This is a genomic window from Paenibacillus sp. OK003, assembly GCF_900109515.1.
In the GTDB taxonomy this organism is placed as follows: domain Bacteria; phylum Bacillota; class Bacilli; order Paenibacillales; family Paenibacillaceae; genus Paenibacillus; species Paenibacillus marchantiae.
This window is the reverse complement of sequence record NZ_FOBD01000002.1, coordinates 190,238-209,875: the sequence shown is the minus strand read 5'-3', so window position 1 is coordinate 209,875 and position 19,638 is coordinate 190,238. Positions and strand designations below refer to the sequence as shown.

Annotated in this window: 17 protein-coding genes and 1 pseudogene; 2 read left to right on the top strand and 16 right to left on the bottom strand. The window is 48.1% G+C overall.

Annotation, left to right across the window (positions count from 1 at the left end; all coding sequences use genetic code 11):
• Window positions 1–217 precede the first annotated feature (217 nt).
• From BMW94_RS03760 to BMW94_RS03705, 12 genes are all read right to left on the bottom strand, one after another.
• A complete protein-coding gene (locus BMW94_RS03760) occupies window positions 218–1,879 on the bottom strand; it encodes a hypothetical protein (RefSeq protein ID WP_090994642.1) in 1,662 nt (553 codons plus the stop codon).
• Between the two features lies 1 nt (window position 1,880).
• Window positions 1,881–2,666 carry an ABC transporter ATP-binding protein gene (locus tag BMW94_RS03755; protein WP_090994640.1) on the bottom strand — a complete coding sequence of 262 codons (786 nt, stop codon included), beginning with the start codon at window positions 2,664–2,666 and terminating at the stop codon, window positions 1,881–1,883.
• Window positions 2,667–2,902: 236 nt separating this feature from the next.
• A complete protein-coding gene (locus BMW94_RS03750) occupies window positions 2,903–4,405 on the bottom strand; it encodes an RICIN domain-containing protein (protein WP_090994638.1) in 1,503 nt (500 codons plus the stop codon).
• 289 nt (window positions 4,406–4,694) lie between these two features.
• Window positions 4,695–5,327 carry a PepSY domain-containing protein gene (locus tag BMW94_RS03745; protein ID WP_175480569.1) on the bottom strand — a complete coding sequence of 211 codons (633 nt, stop codon included), beginning with the start codon at window positions 5,325–5,327 and terminating at the stop codon, window positions 4,695–4,697.
• A gap of 138 nt (window positions 5,328–5,465) precedes the next feature.
• Window positions 5,466–6,266, bottom strand: coding sequence for a PepSY domain-containing protein (locus tag BMW94_RS03740; RefSeq protein WP_090994634.1), 801 nt, complete (start codon window positions 6,264–6,266; stop codon window positions 5,466–5,468).
• A gap of 75 nt (window positions 6,267–6,341) precedes the next feature.
• Window positions 6,342–7,718, bottom strand: a complete 1,377-nt coding sequence (locus BMW94_RS03735; protein WP_090994632.1) for a sensor histidine kinase — start codon at window positions 7,716–7,718, stop codon at window positions 6,342–6,344.
• The gene (locus BMW94_RS03730) at window positions 7,715–8,464 is read right to left on the bottom strand and encodes a response regulator transcription factor (RefSeq protein WP_090994630.1); all 750 of its coding nucleotides are present in this window, start codon (window positions 8,462–8,464) and stop codon (window positions 7,715–7,717) included. The genes BMW94_RS03735 and BMW94_RS03730 overlap by 4 nt, the downstream gene beginning before the upstream one ends.
• Window positions 8,465–8,518: 54 nt before the next feature.
• A complete protein-coding gene (locus tag BMW94_RS03725; RefSeq protein ID WP_090994628.1) occupies window positions 8,519–9,163 on the bottom strand; it encodes an SDR family oxidoreductase in 645 nt (214 codons plus the stop codon).
• A gap of 342 nt (window positions 9,164–9,505) precedes the next feature.
• A complete protein-coding gene (locus tag BMW94_RS03720) occupies window positions 9,506–10,687 on the bottom strand; it encodes an NAD(P)/FAD-dependent oxidoreductase (RefSeq protein ID WP_090994626.1) in 1,182 nt (393 codons plus the stop codon).
• A gap of 23 nt (window positions 10,688–10,710) precedes the next feature.
• A complete protein-coding gene (locus tag BMW94_RS03715; RefSeq protein ID WP_090903116.1) occupies window positions 10,711–11,157 on the bottom strand; it encodes a DUF1641 domain-containing protein in 447 nt (148 codons plus the stop codon).
• Window positions 11,158–11,842: 685 nt separating this feature from the next.
• Window positions 11,843–13,642, bottom strand: coding sequence for an RNA polymerase sigma factor (locus BMW94_RS03710; protein WP_090994624.1), 1,800 nt, complete (start codon window positions 13,640–13,642; stop codon window positions 11,843–11,845).
• A gap of 49 nt (window positions 13,643–13,691) precedes the next feature.
• Window positions 13,692–14,624, bottom strand: a complete 933-nt coding sequence (locus BMW94_RS03705; RefSeq protein WP_090994622.1) for a hypothetical protein — start codon at window positions 14,622–14,624, stop codon at window positions 13,692–13,694.
• 191 nt (window positions 14,625–14,815) lie between these two features.
• Between BMW94_RS03705 and BMW94_RS03700 the strand changes: the two genes are divergently transcribed.
• On the top strand, window positions 14,816–14,989 hold the full coding sequence (locus BMW94_RS03700; protein ID WP_090903111.1) for a CsbD family protein: 174 nt from the start codon (window positions 14,816–14,818) through the stop codon (window positions 14,987–14,989).
• Window positions 14,990–15,149: 160 nt separating this feature from the next.
• Here BMW94_RS03700 and BMW94_RS03695 read toward each other — a convergent pair whose 3' ends face one another.
• Window positions 15,150–16,157: an NAD-dependent epimerase/dehydratase family protein gene (locus tag BMW94_RS03695; RefSeq protein WP_090994620.1), complete on the bottom strand. Its 1,008-nt coding sequence runs from the start codon at window positions 16,155–16,157 to the stop codon at window positions 15,150–15,152.
• Window positions 16,158–16,306: 149 nt separating this feature from the next.
• Between BMW94_RS03695 and BMW94_RS03690 the strand changes: the two genes are divergently transcribed.
• On the top strand, window positions 16,307–16,837 hold the full coding sequence (locus tag BMW94_RS03690) for a cupin domain-containing protein (RefSeq protein WP_254790098.1): 531 nt from the start codon (window positions 16,307–16,309) through the stop codon (window positions 16,835–16,837).
• Window positions 16,838–17,074: 237 nt separating this feature from the next.
• Here the strand turns inward: BMW94_RS03690 and BMW94_RS03685 are convergent, their stop codons facing one another.
• The 3 genes and pseudogenes from BMW94_RS03685 to BMW94_RS30815 all read right to left on the bottom strand — a co-directional run.
• Window positions 17,075–18,148 carry a DUF1835 domain-containing protein gene (locus BMW94_RS03685; protein ID WP_090994618.1) on the bottom strand — a complete coding sequence of 358 codons (1,074 nt, stop codon included), beginning with the start codon at window positions 18,146–18,148 and terminating at the stop codon, window positions 17,075–17,077.
• 79 nt (window positions 18,149–18,227) lie between these two features.
• Window positions 18,228–18,887 carry a TVP38/TMEM64 family protein gene (locus tag BMW94_RS03680; RefSeq protein WP_090994616.1) on the bottom strand — a complete coding sequence of 220 codons (660 nt, stop codon included), beginning with the start codon at window positions 18,885–18,887 and terminating at the stop codon, window positions 18,228–18,230.
• A 285-nt stretch (window positions 18,888–19,172) separates the two neighbouring features.
• Window positions 19,173–19,601 (bottom strand): annotated as a pseudogene (locus BMW94_RS30815) (HNH endonuclease); the annotation flags it as partial.
• Between the last annotated feature and the right edge of the window lie 37 nt (window positions 19,602–19,638).

Sequence of the window (19,638 nt, the reverse complement as noted above, 5' to 3'; positions counted from 1 at the left end):
TCCCAGTCGTTTAAGTGCTACAGAATCCAGATCACTGTTACAGCTCGCCATATCATTTATTTTCTCCATCTTTAAAGTACATCGCATCACGTAAAGAATTAGAAAAAACGTAAAAAAGCCAATCCGATTCATCAACATCGGATTGGCTTTAATCCACTTTTCTTCACATATACATCTTCTACACTTCACATTCAACCTCAACCAGCTACCGTCCGCCTTAACCTTCAACCGTTACAACGCCTCGCTTCACCCGATGCAGCATCTTCCAGAACAGCACATTGATCACGACCAGTAGCGCTACATAGATCCAGATGCCTGCTGGTATGGTGCGGATAAATACATGTAGTCCCCATAACAGTGCCATGAGCGGAAAGAAGGCAAAGACGAGCCAGCCGTCACTCTGCCCGGCCACACTAAAGGATTGGGAGAACGGCGGTTTTCGCATCAACAGCTTTCCAGACAGCGGGATAAGTGCAGTTGCCACCAAAAATATAACGACCAGATCAGGAAGAATTCTGAACCCGAAGGTCCACACAAATACGATGGCGTTCAATATAAATACAGGCAGAAACATATTGCATAAGAAAGCTTTCAGCGCTCCACTATATAGCACATTCTCGTTGTCCAGAGGGGCTGCCCGGAAAGTCCAAAACGCTTTGTATTGTCCGGAATATTTCAGCATGGTCACAACAGACACAATCAGCAAGAGCACAATATATAGCGTGTAAAAGAAGGAGCTTTCCCTAAATTCTGCCCACGAAGAACTCTGCAATTGGGTGAACCAGAATACATAGGGCAATACAAAAGCTAAACCAACTGAAGGGTATACCTTCAGCTTAAACTCCCTTTCACTTCGCATCATACTGGCAGATAAACGAAAGCACGCTTGCTCCTCTCTGGAACGGGAGAATACCTTCGCCATGATGCGATCCCAACCCCCACGTCTTCGTCCAGAGGCTTGACCTGCGTGTGCCATTTTCTCCAAATACAATTCGAAGGAAGGCATCAGCTTCACGTACACCAACAGACTGACCATTGGAACGATCACAGCAAGCGCCGAGAAAGTATACAGCCAGGCATCTCCCCCGCCGCCGAACAGCAGCTCAAAAACCGCTGCATACCATACCGGAGGCAGCAGTAACTGCCACCAGGCAGGTGTGAACACCATATTAAAGTCGATGATGCTGAACGAACGTATCACCAGCTGGTAACCTACGGCAATGCCGATGGAAAGCAGGATTTGCACCATATTGATCATGTCCTTCAGCTTCTCCCCATCCAGAAACTTCATCATGAATAGATAGATCAGGGACGTGGTCACCAGAATTAACATATTAATCAGAACCAGTTCCACCAGAAAAAGCAGGAAAAAGCCAATTCCGTGGGTAATCAATCCCGCTACCAGCGGCGCAGCCGTCAGAGAGCCTGTCAGGAGCAGCAAATAAACCCCTGCATGAATGGCACGAGCCAAGCCAACAGTGCGTCCATTTATCGGCTTGGTCATGATGATATTACGATCCCGAATATCGAGCAGTACCGATGAAAAGTCGGAGATCATGGAGGTCATGATCATAAACATCAGCATGGCGGTCACTAGACCCATCTGGAGCATAAAGTGTCCCGTATCCCAGACAACAAACGGAACCATAATCAGCCCCATCAGTGCGTATAACCAGAGGGAACGCAGATACAGATTACCTTCTTTCTGCTCCTTATTGCCATTGCGTGCTGACAATACCGTTGGTACCCTCCGCTGATCCATCTGGAACTTCACCCGTAGAATCAAACGCAGTACGTCATAATCCGCTCCTGTTCTGGCGATGATCGGCCGAAAACGATCCAGAATCTTCAGCGTGCGGAAGTCGGAGGATTCCGCCATATCAGTACACCTCCTGCACGATGGACACAAAACGTTCTGCAATGGCCCGATGCTCATTGAAGCCCGTCAGTTGATTGAACACTTCCTCCAGTGAGCCTTCCATGGATTGCTGCTGAAGCTGCCTGAACGTACCATCCGCCATCACACGTCCTTCGGCAATCAGAACGATTCGGCTGCTGATCTTCTCCACCACATCCATGATGTGTGACGAATAGAATATCGTTGTACCCTTGACCGACAGCTGTGTCAAAATCTCCTTTACCACCATTACACTGTTGGCGTCCAGACCGCTTAGCGGTTCATCCAGGAACAACAGATCCGGGTCATGCAGCAGCGCGGAGATCAGCAGCACTTTCTGACGCATGCCTTTGGAGAAGGAAGCAATGCGGGAATGATATGATTTTACCAGTCCAAAACAATCCATCAACTGCTTCGCCTTATAATCGGCATCTTCATAGGACAACCCGTACAATTCTCCTATAAAGGTCAGATACTCTGCCGGGGTTAATTGCTCGTATAGCTCCGCGACTTCCGGTACATAACCGATTCTTCGCTTATATTCCGCGTCACCATCCGCGATATCCTTGCCAAAGATGCGGACCGTACCCACATATCCCTCAACTAGCCCAAGCAAAATCTTGACCGTCGTGCTTTTACCCGCACCGTTCGGACCAATATATCCGATCATCTCGCCCCGATTTACTTCCAGATCAATCCCATTGAGCACATAACGACCGTTATACCGCATACGCAAGCCTTCAATTGACAGTACTTGTTTTTCACTCACTTCGTTATCCAGCTCCTGTCTCTACTATTTCTACAATTCTACTAGTTTACCACAGATTGGGATAGTAATGATCGGAAATACATCGCAACATGATAAATCCTCTGAACATCATCTCAGCACTAATATTCACGTAGCAGGAGTGAAAACATCACAAAACCCTTGTCCCACCTATAGGTGCGGGACAAGGGTTTTGCATGATCTTCTCGATTAATCACCTCTCACCTTAAAATAAATCCTTATTGCACCTTAACAATCTGGAAGTGTTGATTCGTACCGCCATTATCGGTCCACTGAATTGCAGCAGCCCCGTCTGCCAGGGATTGTCCCGAAATATCAAGCACCTTGCCTGTGCTGCGGTTTTTCAATTTATAATAACCACCGCCGACACTAATCAACTGCCATTGCTGACTGGCCCAGCCGCCATCGCTCCATTGTTCAATAACAGCTCCATCTGCTGTAGAGCCATTCTCTACACCGATTAGCTTGCCGCTGGAACGATTGATGATTTTGACATAACCGCCACCCGCATCCGTGATCTGCCACTGCTGGCTGGTCGTTCCGCCGTCTGCCCGCTGCTCCAGATCGGCACCGTTATCCGCAGAACCACCGATGACATGAAGCAATTTATTGCTTTTGCGACTAATCAACTGATACGAAGCATTCGGGTCCCATACATCGGGTGTATCCACTCCGGTTACGGAACCCGTGGCTGCATCAATGGTAACCGTGCTTGCCCAGTTCATCGCCAGACTGGTTGCACTTGGGAAAGACAACGGCAGCCACACATACTTAGAATCCTGCACTGGTCCGCTCCAGGCGCCAGCCCAGCGATCACCCATGTAAAGATAGGATGTTGTCTGTGAGCCTTCCACCGGAAGCACGTAGGTCGATTGGGAACCATAGGTTGTACTATCTCCAAAGTTGCTCAGGCCGCTCCATGTGCCAGTTATGCTGGTAGCGGTCGCATATTTGGCCTGATTCGGATTCCATCCCGTAGCCCCGGATGTGATCAGGAAGTAGACGCCACCCTTTTTGAACATGGCAGGTGCCTCACGATATTGACCCGGCCACAGCGTCGTTACGAGCGATTCCACACCGAGAAAATCTGGAGTCAGCTTGTAGATATTCAGGTCGGCATTCACTTTGGTCGCTGAGATGAGATAAGCTGTTCCGTTGTCGTTGTAAACTGTCATGTCTCTCGAATCATAGCCAAGCGGCCGATAGCTGCCTACATACGTATAATTGCCATCCACTGTACTTGAGGTCGCTACCGCCACTCTGGCTTCACCGTAGTCAACCCCGTTTTCCTTATGCATCCAAAGAACATACTTGCCTGTTGCACTGTTATAGATGACCTTCGGGCGTTCGATGTTGGAAATGTTCAGCTCGGCAGCCGAGCTGCTGGTGAGCACATCATTGCGATACTCCCAGTTTTTCAAATCTGCTGAACGATATACGGAAACCGCCTTGAACGTTCCATTAGGGTTGCGATTCTCCCCAAACCAGTAATAGTATCCGTTAGCCTTAATCATCCCGCCCCCATGGGCATGAATGACATTGCCGTTCGTATCCTTGAACTGTACCCCGTTGGTTACACTGAGTGGAGCAGCGGAAGCCTGTTGTCCTGGAGCGACCAGCATGCCTAGCGATTGTAGCGCCAAGATTAGAGCAAGTAGATAACATAGACGACGAGTGAAACGATGTGAATTTGTTTTCTTTTTGAACCAACCCTCATTCATAGAAAAACACACCTCCGTAATTCATTTATAAAGCGCTTACAATAAAATCGATACGTCTCTTCTTCCTCCGATCGATGATGCATTTCATAGGATTACCTGTTTCTCAGACTGGCTCGGCACTCACCTCCTGATTACGATTGTATCCGCCATCCCCCTGCTCGAATAGTGAACAATACGGCGGAACATGTACGATTACACACTGAACTTATGGAGTGAACAGCAAAAAGACGCTTCCTCCGAAGCGTCCTCTGTTATACACAAGCTAAATCCCTATAATATACGTTATTTCTTAGTCTTCGTGGTCAAAATCCTGGTCAAACGAAAGCACTTTGCCTGTATTGGCATCGACGTCTACATCGGCTTCGCCATTTGCTGTTCTCAGTTCCACTTCATAAACATAACGACCGTTATCATGATCCAGTTCGATTTCGGTTACTTTTCCGCCTGTCACCTGTTTCAGGGCAATGTTTGAAGCTTGTGCCTCTGTCAGTTTAACCTGTTTTGAAGCAGCTTGATTGGAAGAAGTAGTACCTGCCACAGTCCCATTATAATCATCGTCGTCATCGTAATCTTCATCATCGACTACTGCAAGGATTTTACCTGTGTAGGCATCCAAACGAACGACAACGTCGTTGCTTCCTTTTTTGTCGATTTCAACTTCATAGAACGTTTGGCCGTTTCTGCGCTCCAGATCCACATCATCCACTTTGCCATCCGTTGCTTTCAAGGCTGCTTCTTTGGCCTGTGCGACCGTCAGCAATGTACCTGTATTACTCTGGGTCTGTGTTACTGACTGTGTAGTGGACGTCTGCGCAGGCTGTACCGATTGTCCATTTACACTCCCACTAGCCAGAGCGGCTGATCCTCCGAGCAACACCGCTGCCGACAAGCTGCCAATCCATAGTTTATGTTTGTTCATCATCATCATTCATCTCCTCGTTGTTGTTCTCGTTCTCGTCTACAGTTATAGATTAACCTGTACGGATGAGAGTTCAGCGAGAGTTAGATTAGAATTTGATGAGAAAATGAGTGAGAACCTCACAGAATGGCTTCCATACCTTTAATCTTCGTCTTCATCCCAAGTGACCGAACGAATCGCGCCCGAAATGGCATTTACCTGTACAATGGCCTCACGACCGTCATCCAGGTCAATTTCAACCAGATAATACGGATTGCCACTATTCGTTCCACGCAGTTCGATATCATCCACTTCACCAGGAACCTTAGCCAGTGCCTTCTGCTCTGCTTCTTTCTCGCTCAGAAATGAAGTCTTGGTGCCTTCCCCTGTCGTCGGGTCGGGTGAAGAGGTTTCCAGCGTCTTTGAAGACAGTTTCTCTCCGGTATACGGATCAATGGTCCATTGCTCCCGAGTATTGTCCTTCATCTTGAATAATGCCAAATACACCGGACTTCCCTGCTGCTCGACGAGTTCAAGCGACACCAGTTCGGCATCCGTTTGTTTCAGCAATTCCGTCTTGATCTGTTCCCGACTCCATAACGTCTTCTCCTCGGCTTGTGGGTTGGACTCCAGCCGTTTAATGGAATTCACGGTCGCCGTAACCGCATCAACTTGTACGTCATACAGTCCGGTTTCGGAGCGGAGCTGCATGATGTAGGTTCCGTCCTTCAACGTGGAATTTAGGATTTCTCCAGGATATTGATTCAAGACCGATTGGGCCGCTGCATCTGCTGTTAACATCACGCGGTCTGATTGCCACGGCCTCCACCACATGATCGCTATAACGACAAGAAGAGCCAGGAATCCCGCACCCCACCAAAATGAACGTCTTGGCTTCGCCCATCCTTTGCGCTGTTGTTCTTCCCGTTTCATTTCCGGACGCCCCTCATGCTCTTCCATCATGTTCCCTCCCTTACGCACTCTCTTGTGATCCCTAATCGTACTGTGTTACCAGTATATAAGAGAAGAATGAGATTTTCATGAGAGTGATCCGTTCTGTACGGATGTGGGCAAAATAATCGAAGCCTCGGTTCCTCTGCCCTCGGTGCTGTTCAATTCAATACGTGCGCCCACGGCTTCTGCAATATCTTTGGCCAGGGACAGTCCCAAGCCTGAACCACTTGCTCCGCCGCTGCGTGTTCTGGCCTGATCAACGCGATAGAATCGGTCAAACACCTTGTACAACTCCTCTTCCCGCATGCCGATCCCCTTATCCACAATACGTATCCGACACTCCTGTCCCTTCGTCTCCAGCCGCACCTCAATGGCATCCTCACTATACTTACGAGCATTGTCCAGCAAAATAAAAAGCAGCTGCTTCAACTTGCTCACATCGCTAATCGCCCATATCCTGCCTGGGTCACCGCAGTGAACTTCCCGATGATAGGCTTCGCAAAATGCACGTGTGGAATCCAGCGCAAGTTGGGTGATATCCACCCGCTCCAGCTGTACATTCCACTGCTCTGGCTGCTTTGCCAGCAATAGCAGCTGCTCGGTCATCTCCCGCATACGCACAGATTCGGACAGAATGGCTTCTACTGCCTCGTCGAATACTTCGGGTCGATCCTTACCTCGTCTTTGCAGCAGACTGGCATAACTTTCAATGATGGTAAGTGGTGTTTTCAGTTCATGAGAAGCATCAGAAACAAAGCGCTCCTGCCGCTCGAAGTTGGATTCGAGCAGATCCATCATGCGGTTGAACGTCTGCCCCATCGTCTTCAGCTCATCCTTCGATTTTTCGTCGAGTTGAAGGCGCTTGAACTGTCCGCTCGACTGGATATCACTCATCGTACGTGTCATCTGCTGGATCGGCCGTGTCATCCGGTTCGCCAGAATACGGCTGGAGATGATGGCCGGAATCAGCGCGATGATGGTCACGGCAACAAGAACTGTACGAAGCACAGACAGGCGATTCTCGGTATCCTCTATGCTCTCGGTGACTTGTAGATTCACCACTTCACCATCCGGCCAGATCACGGGCACAGACACCCAGACATAACCGATCTGCCCCACTTGGATATACTCGGACTTCTTCTGACTTTCGTACTTGTAGGACAGCTTGCTCAGCTGCTCCTCAGCCGATGTCGTCACCGGCGGGGAGCTGGTGCCGTCTTCATTGACGATCCGCAGCATGCCGTCCAGCGGCGCGTAGGCCCGGAGCAAGTCGTCCGGCGGAATGGAGCCGGCAGACTGGCGCACTCCTTTTACAATAGACTCGGCCTCAGCCTCTACCCGCTTGATCTCGTTATCGATCGACATCCGTTCAAACACGATATACACCGACAGATTGACGGCAATCAGCAGCACGGCGAACAATACGGACGAGTATCCGTAGATTTTGCTGCGCAGACTCATACTTGCTCCTTCAGGACGTAACCAACACCCCGAACGGTATGTATTAAGGGTGGGGTGAATCCGTTATCGACTTTTTTGCGCACATAACGGATATACACATCCACCACATTGGTATCTCCATAATAATCGTATCCCCAGACGGCCTGAACAATCTGGTCCCTGCTGAGCACCTGGCGCTGGTTTTGAAGCAGATACACCAATAGATCGAACTCACGCGGGGTAAGCTCAATCGGTTGACCATCCCTGGATACCTCACGGGTTCCTTCATTCAGCTTCAATCCACCTGCGGTGAGCCAGCCTGTCTCATTTTCCGCCGTGTGCTCCGATGATTGCGCCGTGTCCCGTGGGACCGAAGTGGCAGAATGGGCAGCAGCCGAGGCAGCACTCAGGCGCAGTGCAGCACGTACTCTCGCGAGCAGTTCTTCGATTCGGAACGGTTTTGTAATATAGTCATTGGCCCCCAGATCGAGTCCGGATACTTTGTCTTCCACAGAGTCTTTGGCTGTGAGCATCAGAATGGGCACGGTCGCATCTTTGGCACGTATGCGCCGCAGCACTTCAATACCACTCAGACCCGGCAGCATAATATCCAGCAGAATCAGATCCCATTGCCCGTCCCCATACATCTCCAGCCCTTCCGTTCCGCTGCCAGCCTTGCCCACCTGATATCCCTCATACTGTAGTTCCAGTTCAAGCAGGCGTGCAATTTTGGGCTCATCCTCGATCACCAGCACGGCTTCATTCATGCAAAGCTCCCCCTCATTCCGTCATTCCATACTCCCGTTATATTACAATATGATTTACAATTTACCTAAGGCATCCTCTACCATTTCATCCCCGGCGATCAGATCAAAAGCCATTCGATACGTCTTCTCCTCCTGGAGGGAAGCAGCGATGACACGAGCGACATCTTCCCGTGCAATACTTCCCGGTTTCAGATCTGTTCCTACAGAGATTTTGCCGGTACCCGGCTCATTTTTCAAACCACCAGGACGGATAATGGTGTAATTCAGATCACTTGCGAACAACGCCCGATCGGCATAATGCTTCGCTACGTAATACGGCTTAATGGCATCCGACCATTTCTCCCGCTGATCTGCCCCAAACGCACTGACCAAAATATATCTGGTAATTCCCTGCTGCTGTGCCGCCTCCATTGTTTTCACTGCACCATCGAGATCAATGAGCAATGTTTGGTCTTCGCCCGTAGATCCACCGGAACCCGCTGTAAATACAATGGCATTGTGATCTTTCATCGCCTCGGCCAGATCATCCACGCTGCCTTCCAAATCGCCAATCACGACATTAGCACCGACCTGCTTCAATGCATCTGCCTGCTCTGGTTTGCGAATCATCGCGGTGACCTGATGTTTCCCTTCCCGCGCCAGTTGCTGCACCAGAAATTTGCCGATTTGTCCGTTCGCTCCTATTACGAATACGTTCATATGTCATTCTCCTCTCGGTTTTCCTAATTTATAAACCAGCTTTTTATAAAACAGACTTGTCTTTAATTTAAACGAAAGCCGACGCTTCTAAGCGCCGGCTGTTATGTATCCTACCGTTCAGCGCATCTGGGATGATGCGGATAACACGTCTTTCCTTTAATATACCATACACCCTATACGGTTTATACCGAGCACTTTTTTCTTCAAAATATCTCTGATAACAACGAATATATTTCAATATCTCGCTTCAAGGAACTTAGCCCCTATGCTCTACGGATGCTGGTTAAAAATAAAGAAAGGCACCCCATGTGGGGTGCCTTTCTGCTGCATGGCGTACAGGTATTAGTAAGCCAGTGCAAACAAACCGTGAATATGAGCAAGGTAACGGATGTTACTTGCTTCTTTCATCATGGTTGCTGGCAGACCTTTCAGACGAGTCTGGTTGCCACCGATCATGCCGACAGCATCCTTACGACCCAGACTTCCCAGTGTACCGGAGAATACTGGCGTGAAGGATTCCATTGCGCCACCTTTGAACATTACGCTCAGGTTGTGACCAATAGTCTCACCCATTTGCCAAGCCAATTGTGCTGTTGGAGGGTATGGACGAGCGCCTTCGCTAGGGAAGACCACTGCGCTGTCACCAGCAACAAACACGTCTTTGTGAGAAGTAGATTGCAGAACTTCCGTAACTTTCGCACGGCCGCGATCCACTTCAATTCCGCTGTTAGCAACAACAGCGTTGCCTTGTACGCCACCTGTCCATACGAGTGTGTTCGTAGGGATCGAGCTTCCGTCTTTCAGCAGAACTTCATTTTCTTTCATTTCGGTAATCGCTACGCCAACGATGAAGTTAACGCCACGTTTCTCAAGACTTGATTTTGCACGCTCAACCAGTTCTGGCGGGAATCCTGCCAGGATGGAAGGACCTGCTTCAACCGTGTACAGGGAAACTTCTTTGAAGTCGATACCTTTTTCTTGGCATACAGCCGGAAGAAGGTCAGCGAATTCACCAACAAGCTCGATACCTGTCAAACCACCGCCACCGATAACAAACGTAGCGTCTGCTTTGTTGCCGGATTGTTTGTAAGCATCCAAGCGAGCTTCCACGTGTGCACGAATGCGGTTAGCATCGCTAACGGATTTCAGCGTGAAGCTGTACTCCTGCAATCCCGGAATTCCGAAGAATGCCGTTTCACTGCCCAAGGCAACAACGAGTGCATCGTAAGAGTAAGTAGAACCGCTGGTCATGAGAACTTTTTTCTCGTCCGGCTTGATTGTGTCCACCGTATCGATTTTCAAGTTCACATTTTTACCACTCAGCAATTTTTCGAGTGGAAGGGCAACTGCTTTTTCAGCAATGCTTCCTGCTGCAAGACGGTGCAGTTCCGTAATAATTTGGTGCGTAGGGTAACGGTTCACAACTGTAATAGTTGCTTCTTCCGGTGTCAGGTATTGACGCGCAGTCAGCGCAGTCAACAGACCACCGTAACCTCCGCCCAAGATCAAAATTTGCTTCGACATATCCATCCTCCGTTCTTCTAATCTTAACGTTGCTGTTGTTGACGCTCGTTCAGGATGCTCAAGAATGATTGAGCAAAACGCAGCGTTTGTTGTACGTTTGGATCTTTAAGCATTTTGAGCATAGCGAACAAACCAACCGAAGTTTGCTCGGCTTGCGCACGATCATTCGCTTCGATGGCAGCAGAAGCTACACCTTTAGCTTTGTCTACAACAGGTTTAGCAAACTCGCCCATTGCGCTCATTGTGTCGCTGATCAGAACTTTGTCTGTAGCTACGCTTTGTGCAAAATCATAAGCTTTGGTCATAGCAGTGACCATTTCAGCCAGTTTAGGCAGGTTCTCCACCAGAACGGTCAGAGACTCCTGTACCTCAGGCTTCATCAGTTGATCCAGTACGTCCAAGGACTGGCGTTGGGAAACGTCGGCACCTTCTGTAACCGGCACCTCTTGTTGAGTAGGCGATTGTGACATAAGAGAAAGTCCTCCTTTACTTTGGGATAGAAGTCCGCGACTTTCATGATGCCTGTCAAGCAGAGCCGAACCACAAATACATCCAATACAACTAAATGTACCAAATTTCACACAATAGAATGAGCATAGCCCAAGGGCCGTTCCCACATCGTGTATTGTATCTTGGGTCTATTGCGGACAACATGTGTTGACGCAAAACGACAAGCAGGCCGAAACCGAACTCTATACCCCTATATTACACCTCTTACACATGAACATGAAAAAGAAATTTTTTACACTTGTGAAGATATTGTGAACATTGTAACAAAATCGATTTTTTTGTCAAGCATTGCGGTCGGGTCAAAATCGATTATTCTCCTGTCCCAGATCCGTCATCCTACCACATGTGGTATGAAGACAAGATCACATATGACCATATGTGCGATAGGTACACAAGGAAGGATTTTTTCAACTGAATTTTTCAGGAATTGTTTTCCAAAAACATGAATTTCATGCAACGAAATTGGTCACTGTCGTTATTATGCAGCTAGGGGTGCAGCCTTATTCCTGAAATGACATCATTTCTTGTTCAAGTATGAACCTATCCTGGCACGAAAGCAAAAAAGACAGATAGAAGGCCTGACGGCTCGCCCTGCCTCCTGATATTTGTTTCACTGTTCGCCTTAATTGGATCGTTACATTTAGGTCACACCATAACGATTTCTGGGGAATGCTGAGCCATTCCTTCAAGCAATGCTTTTACGACAACGACAGCAGCCCGCTCCAATTCCTCTATCTCCAGAAGTATCGAGATAGCCTGATCGGCATGAAGCTTCTCATTAGGCAGTCCTCCATCTGGAAAAGGAAAACACTGCTTGAGCATGTTTAACCTTTGGGACATGTTTCGATATAACTCTTCCGCCTGAAGACAGAGTGGAATCAGGCTGAAATACCGGGTAGTCGAAGCCCACTTTACAGAAAGTTCTTTGAAAAAGTCACTTGCATAACGTCTTGCATCCCACAAAACCGCAATGTTATAGGCATGACCGTTCGGCTCTAACCATCTATTTTCTAGGGCTTCTCTCCAGACCGCATAAGCAGCCAGACCACTGACTGTGTTCGGCAAGGTATACGGGTCCTCCCCACGATAATGAGCCAAAACATCCGTCAGTGCCGCGCGCAAGTTCATTTCTCGTATCATGCCATCTGATTCCGCTGCCAGTACAAATACTTCCTGATTCACACCACGGCCTACATGATCATAGGGAATTGTCCCTGATTTAATGAAATCTGTACCGTACAGGGTCCGGGCTGCATCATCATAGCCATAAATCAATCCGAATTCGGGAATATTCAGGTCCCATACGACGGCCGGAATTCCCCGATGAATGGAGTAACGAATCAGGGAGAGGGCCCGAACAAGCCTTGGATTTAGCAACCTTTTCCCCTTCGCTTTCTCCTCTAGCATCAAAGGATCGACCAGATTGGCATTGAGCCCCGCTTCGCTCGCCAAAGCCTCAACCGCATGGGAACGATAACCCATATGGTGCAATCCTCTGGTAAGTACCTCTTTGAAGTTGTAGGCGGTGGGTCCAGCGATATGTAGGTCCTGAGGCAGGATGGTTAGACGGAAAGCCAATCCACTCATCCCCATAACCATGGGGAGAGACGGAGATGGACCGATATAGCCTAACATCTCGTGAATGGATGCTGCTGCCGAGTTCCAGGTTTGGGGAGCCCGAAACGAAAGGGGTTCCTCCAGAATCACTCGATGTTGCCCGAGTGAATTCCACTCTGCCAGCATTTCTTCTACGGATAAATGAATATGAAGCTGGGACACTTTTTTACGTGAACGGGACAGAAGTTGATACACATTGGCACTTGTCAGATTGAATTTACAGGCCATTTCTTGCGGTGACAGCTGCTCCATCCAATACGATGTGAAGACCTGCTGCTCTCTCTCATTCAGACAACCCAGCAGCTCGTGGAGATTATTCCTCATTTCCTGCTGAGCAACAGCTTGATATGGATCATAGCCTGTTTCCTGCGATCTCCGTTCGGTGTCATTCAAAAGATGGTTCAGCGTCATGTCGAGCGAGTCTTGATCGCTCCATGAGGCATCATCGGCTCCAAATCCAAATGCAAAGAACGAAGAAAAGTGTTGTTCCCGCTGCTGTTTTTGGCGTTGCATATGTGAGTACGCCTGATTACGCACAATGCGCTGCATCCAGGCCATAAAACGCTCGGCATTCTGAAGCTGCCCCATATGAATGAATGCCCGAATAAGCCCATCCTGTAAAATGTCTTCTGCGAGATAAGAATCATATGTAAGTGCTCGCACATAACGGAACAATTGCCCACGGTAACGGTGAATCAATTCACCAAAGGCCTCTGTATCCCCAGTTTGGGCTCGTTGGATAAGCCCGATGTCCGACTGCTTTTGCCGATTCTCGAATGTCTCATCTTCCCCTGGCCTGATATGGCGATTGTCAGCTAATTCATCCATGTGTATCTCCCTTTCTCATAGCCTTGCTTCACTTACACTTACATTTACATTATTCCATCTTCAAAATAGCAGCCTCGATCATGGCTTCCGTCTCCGCGAGTGCCACCATGATTGTCGCAGCAGCCTCCCAGTTCCGGGAGACAAGACGAGATTGGCATTCCCCAAATTGGCGGGACTGTGCGTATTTCAAAGCAGAAAGGTCAGGATGGATTGTTTTAAAAAATAAACCATAATCATGGGCACGACGCGCGCCTACTGGCAGAGCAAAATACACATAATGAGCCCACTCATTACCATCGATTGCTCCAGCACGAACCTGTTCCGCCTTATGAAGAATCGCTGAAGCTCCTGTTCGCCCTTCCTGTGCAGCAATATCATGGATCTGTGCTGCAAGGCTTGATTTGAACCAAGTAAAAGCGCGGCGGTTAATCTCCTCCAGATCAGGCTGTTCAATGCGTTCAGGACTCCACCATCGTCGATACACACCGCTACTCCACGGGAATTCAGACTTCCATGCTTCCTCAAGTGTACCCAGTGTCAGGAAGACATTCGGAAATCCAGCCGGGTCATGCAGGCATATTTCATCGCCCTCCATGCTCAACGCCACTACATAATGATCGCAACCACCCAGGTTGGGAGAGTTAGGATTGTAGACGAGTTTGCCCATATCCAGCGGACCCATCATTACAGGACCCTGCTTCAAAGCCCCTCTTAGCTCATCTACAGGCATCTCTGTACCCGATGATTGCGCACTTTCGCGTACACGAAATCCCAGAATGCTCATTGCCTTGCTGATGGCCAGATCAGGACTAGAGGTACAGTTATCAAAAAAGAGAAGGTCTTCCTGCGTTCGAAAGGCCCCTATTGAAAAGCCACCGACGGTTTCAAGCAGACCGGGGTCTACCTTTTCTCCAATGGACGAAAGCAGCATTGAAGCTGAATTGGCGTAGCAATACGCACCATTTCCAATATAATTGCTCATATCATAACATCCTCTCATTCCTTTAATGAAGCACGCCATTAGGCAATGCCTATACTTATACTGACTCTTCGTACAGATCATTTCTGACAGAATATCCAGAAGAAATTTCTGCTCGTATCACAATAGCAACGTTTAGAATACGGACATCCCGGTTAATAAGGACTACACCAGAAACGAAGGAGATGTTCGATATGAGTAATTCAACTAGCGATAAAATCAAAGCAGGCATCAACAAGGCGAAAGGCGAAGTGAAGGATCAGATCGGTAATGCGACTAACAACAGATCCCTTCAGGCTGAGGGCAAGAAAGACAAAGCCAAAGGTGCTGTGCAGGACAAAATTGCTGATGTAAAAAAACATCACTAGGTCCATTTGTTAAACGTGAACACGCACGACAATTCGTGCAGTAAATATAGGATCATTGCCCGACCGTCCATACTGGTTGAAAGCCGGGATTCGACGGGGGCGCAAAAAAGCCAAGGAAGGTGTTATTCCCTACACCCTTCCCTGGCTTTTTTTGTCCTGTTTAGATAGCTGGAACTGCATATCTGGCCATATCGATAATAAAGCTGCGTGCTTCTCTTGTCGTGTGGTATTCACGGCTGAATTGTCTTACCCATTCGGGATGTTCCTGATACCATCGAAAGGTCTGCTCCAGCCCCTGCTCCAGCGTCGTCTGAGGGAACCATCCCGTCTCTGACCGTAACTTTCCCGAGTGAACAACCAGACTTGAACCTCTGGACTGGGTGGGCTCCTGCTCCCGAATCTCCGCCATTTCATTAGAAGTGTGTAGTTGTTGCAAAAGATCTCCGATCTCTTGCATGGTGGTTCCTTGTCCCGTCGAAATGTTATAGATCTGCTGATCTTGTCCATTCAGCATGATCTGTTCAATCGCTCGCAGCGCATCATCGACATACAGAAAATCACGTACAGCTGATCCCTGAATATCCAGAGGAAGGCCGTCCATCATTCGGCCAAAATTACGCGGGATAATCCGGTCCGGCAACTGCCAAGGTCCATAGAGATTCGTTAAACGAAATATTTTTACAGGAAGCTGGTAACATTGAGCGTAGGATCGTGCGAGCATCTCACAGGCTACTTTGGAAGCAGAGTATGGGGATACCGGAGCATATTCATCGGATTCATGATACACTCTGCCCATCTCCCCTCCGTATACTTCAACGGATGAAGCCAGCACCACCGGAATATGGTGATCGGAAGCGTATTGCAGAATGGCCTGTGTACTGAGGGTGTTGTTACGAAACACTTCTCCGGGGTGATGATACGAATAATCTACGTGTGGCATCGCTGCCAGATGAATAATATAGTCTGTTTCGTGCGGCAAGCTGAATCTGTCCTTCGCGAGATCACAACAGATAAAGGCCATCTCATGAAGTGGAGAGCTGTGAACAAGCCTCTGACAATAATCATCCTGGTCCACCAGGGTGATTCGATAGCCCTTTTGCACCAAATACTGTGAAAGGTTAAACCCTACAAATCCAGAAGCCCCTGTAATGACAATATTCAAGCACATTCCCCCTTGGGATTAATACATCAAGTTCAACAAAGAAAGTCTATGTTCTGAGTATAACCTTAAAATGATACATTTTGTATCATTTCGCAATTGTTTTTTGTTCTTCTTTAGAAATAAATGGGTAATGCCATAGGGAGGTGATACTTACGATGAAAGAGGACATGAACAATGTACAGACAATGTTATTCCAGGACGATGGTGTAATCCCCAATCATCCAAGTCTGCCTGTACTTCTGTATAAGGGAATTTGGGCAACAGATTCCGCTCGTGCGGAGTCGTTACTGAACCAAAACGGATGGGGAAACAGTTGGATTAACGGTGTATTTGATTATCATCATTATCACAGCAATGCTCACGAAGTACTTGCAGTGGTAAGTGGTTGGGTTGAGCTCATCCTTGGTGGGGAACATGGAAAGGTAGTGCGCCTTCACGCTGGCGATGTCGTCGTATTACCTGCGGGAACCGGACATAAGCGGCTGATTGCGAGCCTTGATTTTCGCATTGCAGGGGCATACCCAGGTGGCATGAACTATAATACCCGAACGGGTGAACCGGGAGAGCGTCCCAAAGTTCTGCGTGAAATTCAGGAGGTTCCCATCCCGGATACCGATCCGGTCTATGGACCAGAGGGGCCACTGTTGGAGATATGGAATAAGAATAATGAACCTACCGCACCTTAAATTGCAAATTTTCAAGAAATACAAATGTTAACGAACTTCAGTAATGCTATTTCAGTGCAAAACGGTCTTAAGACCTTAAATATCGCCACAATCGACGAAATAACCTCTCTGTGATTCGTTACATCTCAGAACGGTGCAAATGGGAGCGAACAGCGTGTAACAGGTTCATTAGAACAAAATGTGACTAATAAGGGGCCCCCCATCATGCCATGACTTATGGGAAAGCCCCTTTTTCAGTTATCGGGGGAGCCGAATGCTGTAGAATCGCATGGCATGTGGTTTCCCTTCCATCTCAAGCCGTCCTTGTATGATCAACTGTCGAATGCGGTATTCAATGAATGCGTCTCCGACAGCTTGTTCGAGATGGCCCAACACCTCACCTACGAGGCGGGCTGATTTTATAAACTCGCCAGGCTGTCTGGTTAACGTAACTTCTCTGGCTTTCTGCATAATGTACTCATCAATCGCGTCTTCGGGCACGCTCTGAATCTCGCCATTCTTCATTAAACGCAGAAGTCCAGGCTGTGCAGCCAAATCCACCCACTGCTGCTCCATGTGTTTTCGTTCCTCCACAGACAACGGATCAGCATTCACACAGTGTTGCCACATCGCTAACAACTTCTCAGAAAAAATTTCACCTGTTCTAAGAACATCATGCTGAACTTCAGAATTATTAAATAATTCCTGATATAATGCACTGGTCTCGATCAAAAAAATAGACCCCAGCCTGTTACGCAGCAAATGCATCGCATATAAAAGCCCCGTTCTCTCATGAGCATTATTCGCATACCAGATGGTGATGCGTGTATCTTCATCAATTGAACTCAACATGCTGTTTACTTGAAGCAGCTCATCCATGCCTTGGACAGCATAACTTCCATGCTCACTCAAATAAAGTTTTTCAAATAGCCAAAGGTGCCTGCGGTGTAGATCCGCTTTGTTCGTCAAATCGCCCAATGGACCGATGGCATAGTAGTCATTCATAGAGAAGAACCGCCGCTCCCAGCGCCCTGGAACCTTGCCCATCGCAACCTTAATGCTACCTAGCGGCGATTCTCCAATCGCTATATGAATTTCACGTGGTATCTGTGCCTTTAATGCCTGCTTCTCAGCTTTCTCCCGATTCCGATTCTCGTCCAATGTATTAAATATTGACTGAATTTTCGTTGCAAAATGAACAGAATGTTCTTCCGCTGACTGAACACTGACTTCCCTTTCTGCAATGAGATAAAGCATACGCAATAACGAACGCAGCTCATCCTCATTCATAAGGTGCAGCTCCTTTTCAAAATCAAAGACATTGTCAATCATGCTTATCCCCCTCTAAACATTCGGTCTTCTCCAACTTAACCATTCAAAATCGACAGTACGTATTTGTATCATCGTAAGTTTACGACGAAATAGACTTTCCAGAGGAGTGACTCAGATCATTCATTTCCTCACGATTGGATGACGAACGGGTGAAGTGCCGCTCCAGCTTCCGACTTGCCCACAGGGATACTGCGATAAACAGCAACACGCCGCCCCACCGCACAGGGTGTTCCATAAACTGAGCTACATTGGAACCGATATACGTCACACAGAAGATCATAATGGCTTTGCCAAAACTCACCGCAAGCAGGAAGGACATTAATCTCATTCGTGCAATACCTGCCGCTACATTGATAATGACGAACGGGCCAACCGGAAAAATACTCAACAAAAACACATAACTGAATGCATTCCGCCGAATCCATACCATACTGCGCTGCACACGGGGTTTATTGGCCCAACGTTCCACAAAATCCGATTTCCCAATCTCTCGTACAATCAGGAACGTAACGGTACAGCCGAGTACCATCCCGATCCATGAATATAAAAACCCTGCCCATAGCCCGTACACCGCTCCGTTAACCCCAACAATGAGCAGTGTAGGCAGCGGGGGCACGAAGGATTTCATAAAGGTAAGCAAAATTGCCGGTAAAGGGCCCAGGGAGCGAAACTTCTCCAGCCAAAAACGAATATTCTCTTCCGTAATATAGGACATGATGTCCAAAGATGCCGGGTTCATCTGCTTCCCTCCAATCTATACAGTTCAATTTTTCTAAAGAGGTGGTGCCCATTTATAAAATACATCTGGTAAACCGATGTGAAGTTTCAAGACTCACTTCCCTCAGTATAACGTACATATGAGCGCTGTACCGTTGTCAATTTGAAGAAATTTTACCAGCGACGCTGAAAAACAAAAAAAGCACACCCGGACCTGTTCAGTCTTGGTGTGCTCTATATATGGGATACCCGCTTGAAACCATTGGTGAACAAGCTTGGGGAAGTATTTGCATTTCGCATAAACCGTTTATTCTAGCTGAGCTTCCTGCAATGCCAATTCATTCAGCTCTTCCTGATGCGCAGCATTCCACTCAGGAATACCGGAACGCATGAATTCCTCGGCATCCATCGCTGCTTTGGACTGGTTGCACAAATTGCAGGCGCAGACACAGTTGAGTGGGGTGGTATGTCCACCTTTGGCTCGCGGCAGAAGATGGTCAATCGTGTCTCCATACGATCCACAGAAGTAACAGGTATAGTTATCACGGGTCAAAATAAACCGCTTGAAATCCTTGTTGCTAAACAATCGGCGGATCGTGTACCGATTCACCACAACAGCGGCTTTTTCCTTGACCAGCGTGACCGCCAGCTCCATATCCACTTCCTGATGCCAGCGCCGCCCTTTGTCCGTCTTGCCGCGCATGCGCACCATGCCCTGCCGGTTCGTCCGAAGCGATGCCGGATCTTCCGGGTCAATCGCTACAGGCACCGCC

What these genes read in the sequence shown, in the direction of transcription:
- BMW94_RS03760 (WP_090994642.1), bottom strand. Translation starts at nt 1,879, where the DNA reads ATGGCGGAATCCTCCGACTTCCGCACGCTGAAGATTCTGGATCGTTTT.
- BMW94_RS03750 (WP_090994638.1), bottom strand. Translation starts at nt 4,405, where the DNA reads ATGAATGAGGGTTGGTTCAAAAAGAAAACAAATTCACATCGTTTCACT.
- BMW94_RS03745 (WP_175480569.1), bottom strand. Translation starts at nt 5,327, where the DNA reads ATGATGAACAAACATAAACTATGGATTGGCAGCTTGTCGGCAGCGGTG.
- BMW94_RS03740 (WP_090994634.1), bottom strand. Translation starts at nt 6,266, where the DNA reads ATGATGGAAGAGCATGAGGGGCGTCCGGAAATGAAACGGGAAGAACAA.
- BMW94_RS03735 (WP_090994632.1), bottom strand. Translation starts at nt 7,718, where the DNA reads ATGAGTCTGCGCAGCAAAATCTACGGATACTCGTCCGTATTGTTCGCC.
- BMW94_RS03730 (WP_090994630.1), bottom strand. Translation starts at nt 8,464, where the DNA reads ATGAATGAAGCCGTGCTGGTGATCGAGGATGAGCCCAAAATTGCACGC.
- BMW94_RS03725 (WP_090994628.1), bottom strand. Translation starts at nt 9,163, where the DNA reads ATGAACGTATTCGTAATAGGAGCGAACGGACAAATCGGCAAATTTCTG.
- BMW94_RS03720 (WP_090994626.1), bottom strand. Translation starts at nt 10,687, where the DNA reads ATGTCGAAGCAAATTTTGATCTTGGGCGGAGGTTACGGTGGTCTGTTG.
- BMW94_RS03715 (WP_090903116.1), bottom strand. Translation starts at nt 11,157, where the DNA reads ATGTCACAATCGCCTACTCAACAAGAGGTGCCGGTTACAGAAGGTGCC.
- BMW94_RS03710 (WP_090994624.1), bottom strand. Translation starts at nt 13,642, where the DNA reads ATGGATGAATTAGCTGACAATCGCCATATCAGGCCAGGGGAAGATGAG.
- BMW94_RS03705 (WP_090994622.1), bottom strand. Translation starts at nt 14,624, where the DNA reads ATGAGCAATTATATTGGAAATGGTGCGTATTGCTACGCCAATTCAGCT.
- BMW94_RS03700 (WP_090903111.1), top strand. Translation starts at nt 14,816, where the DNA reads ATGAGTAATTCAACTAGCGATAAAATCAAAGCAGGCATCAACAAGGCG.
- BMW94_RS03695 (WP_090994620.1), bottom strand. Translation starts at nt 16,157, where the DNA reads ATGTGCTTGAATATTGTCATTACAGGGGCTTCTGGATTTGTAGGGTTT.
- BMW94_RS03690 (WP_254790098.1), top strand. Translation starts at nt 16,307, where the DNA reads ATGAAAGAGGACATGAACAATGTACAGACAATGTTATTCCAGGACGAT.
- BMW94_RS03685 (WP_090994618.1), bottom strand. Translation starts at nt 18,148, where the DNA reads ATGATTGACAATGTCTTTGATTTTGAAAAGGAGCTGCACCTTATGAAT.
- BMW94_RS03680 (WP_090994616.1), bottom strand. Translation starts at nt 18,887, where the DNA reads ATGAACCCGGCATCTTTGGACATCATGTCCTATATTACGGAAGAGAAT.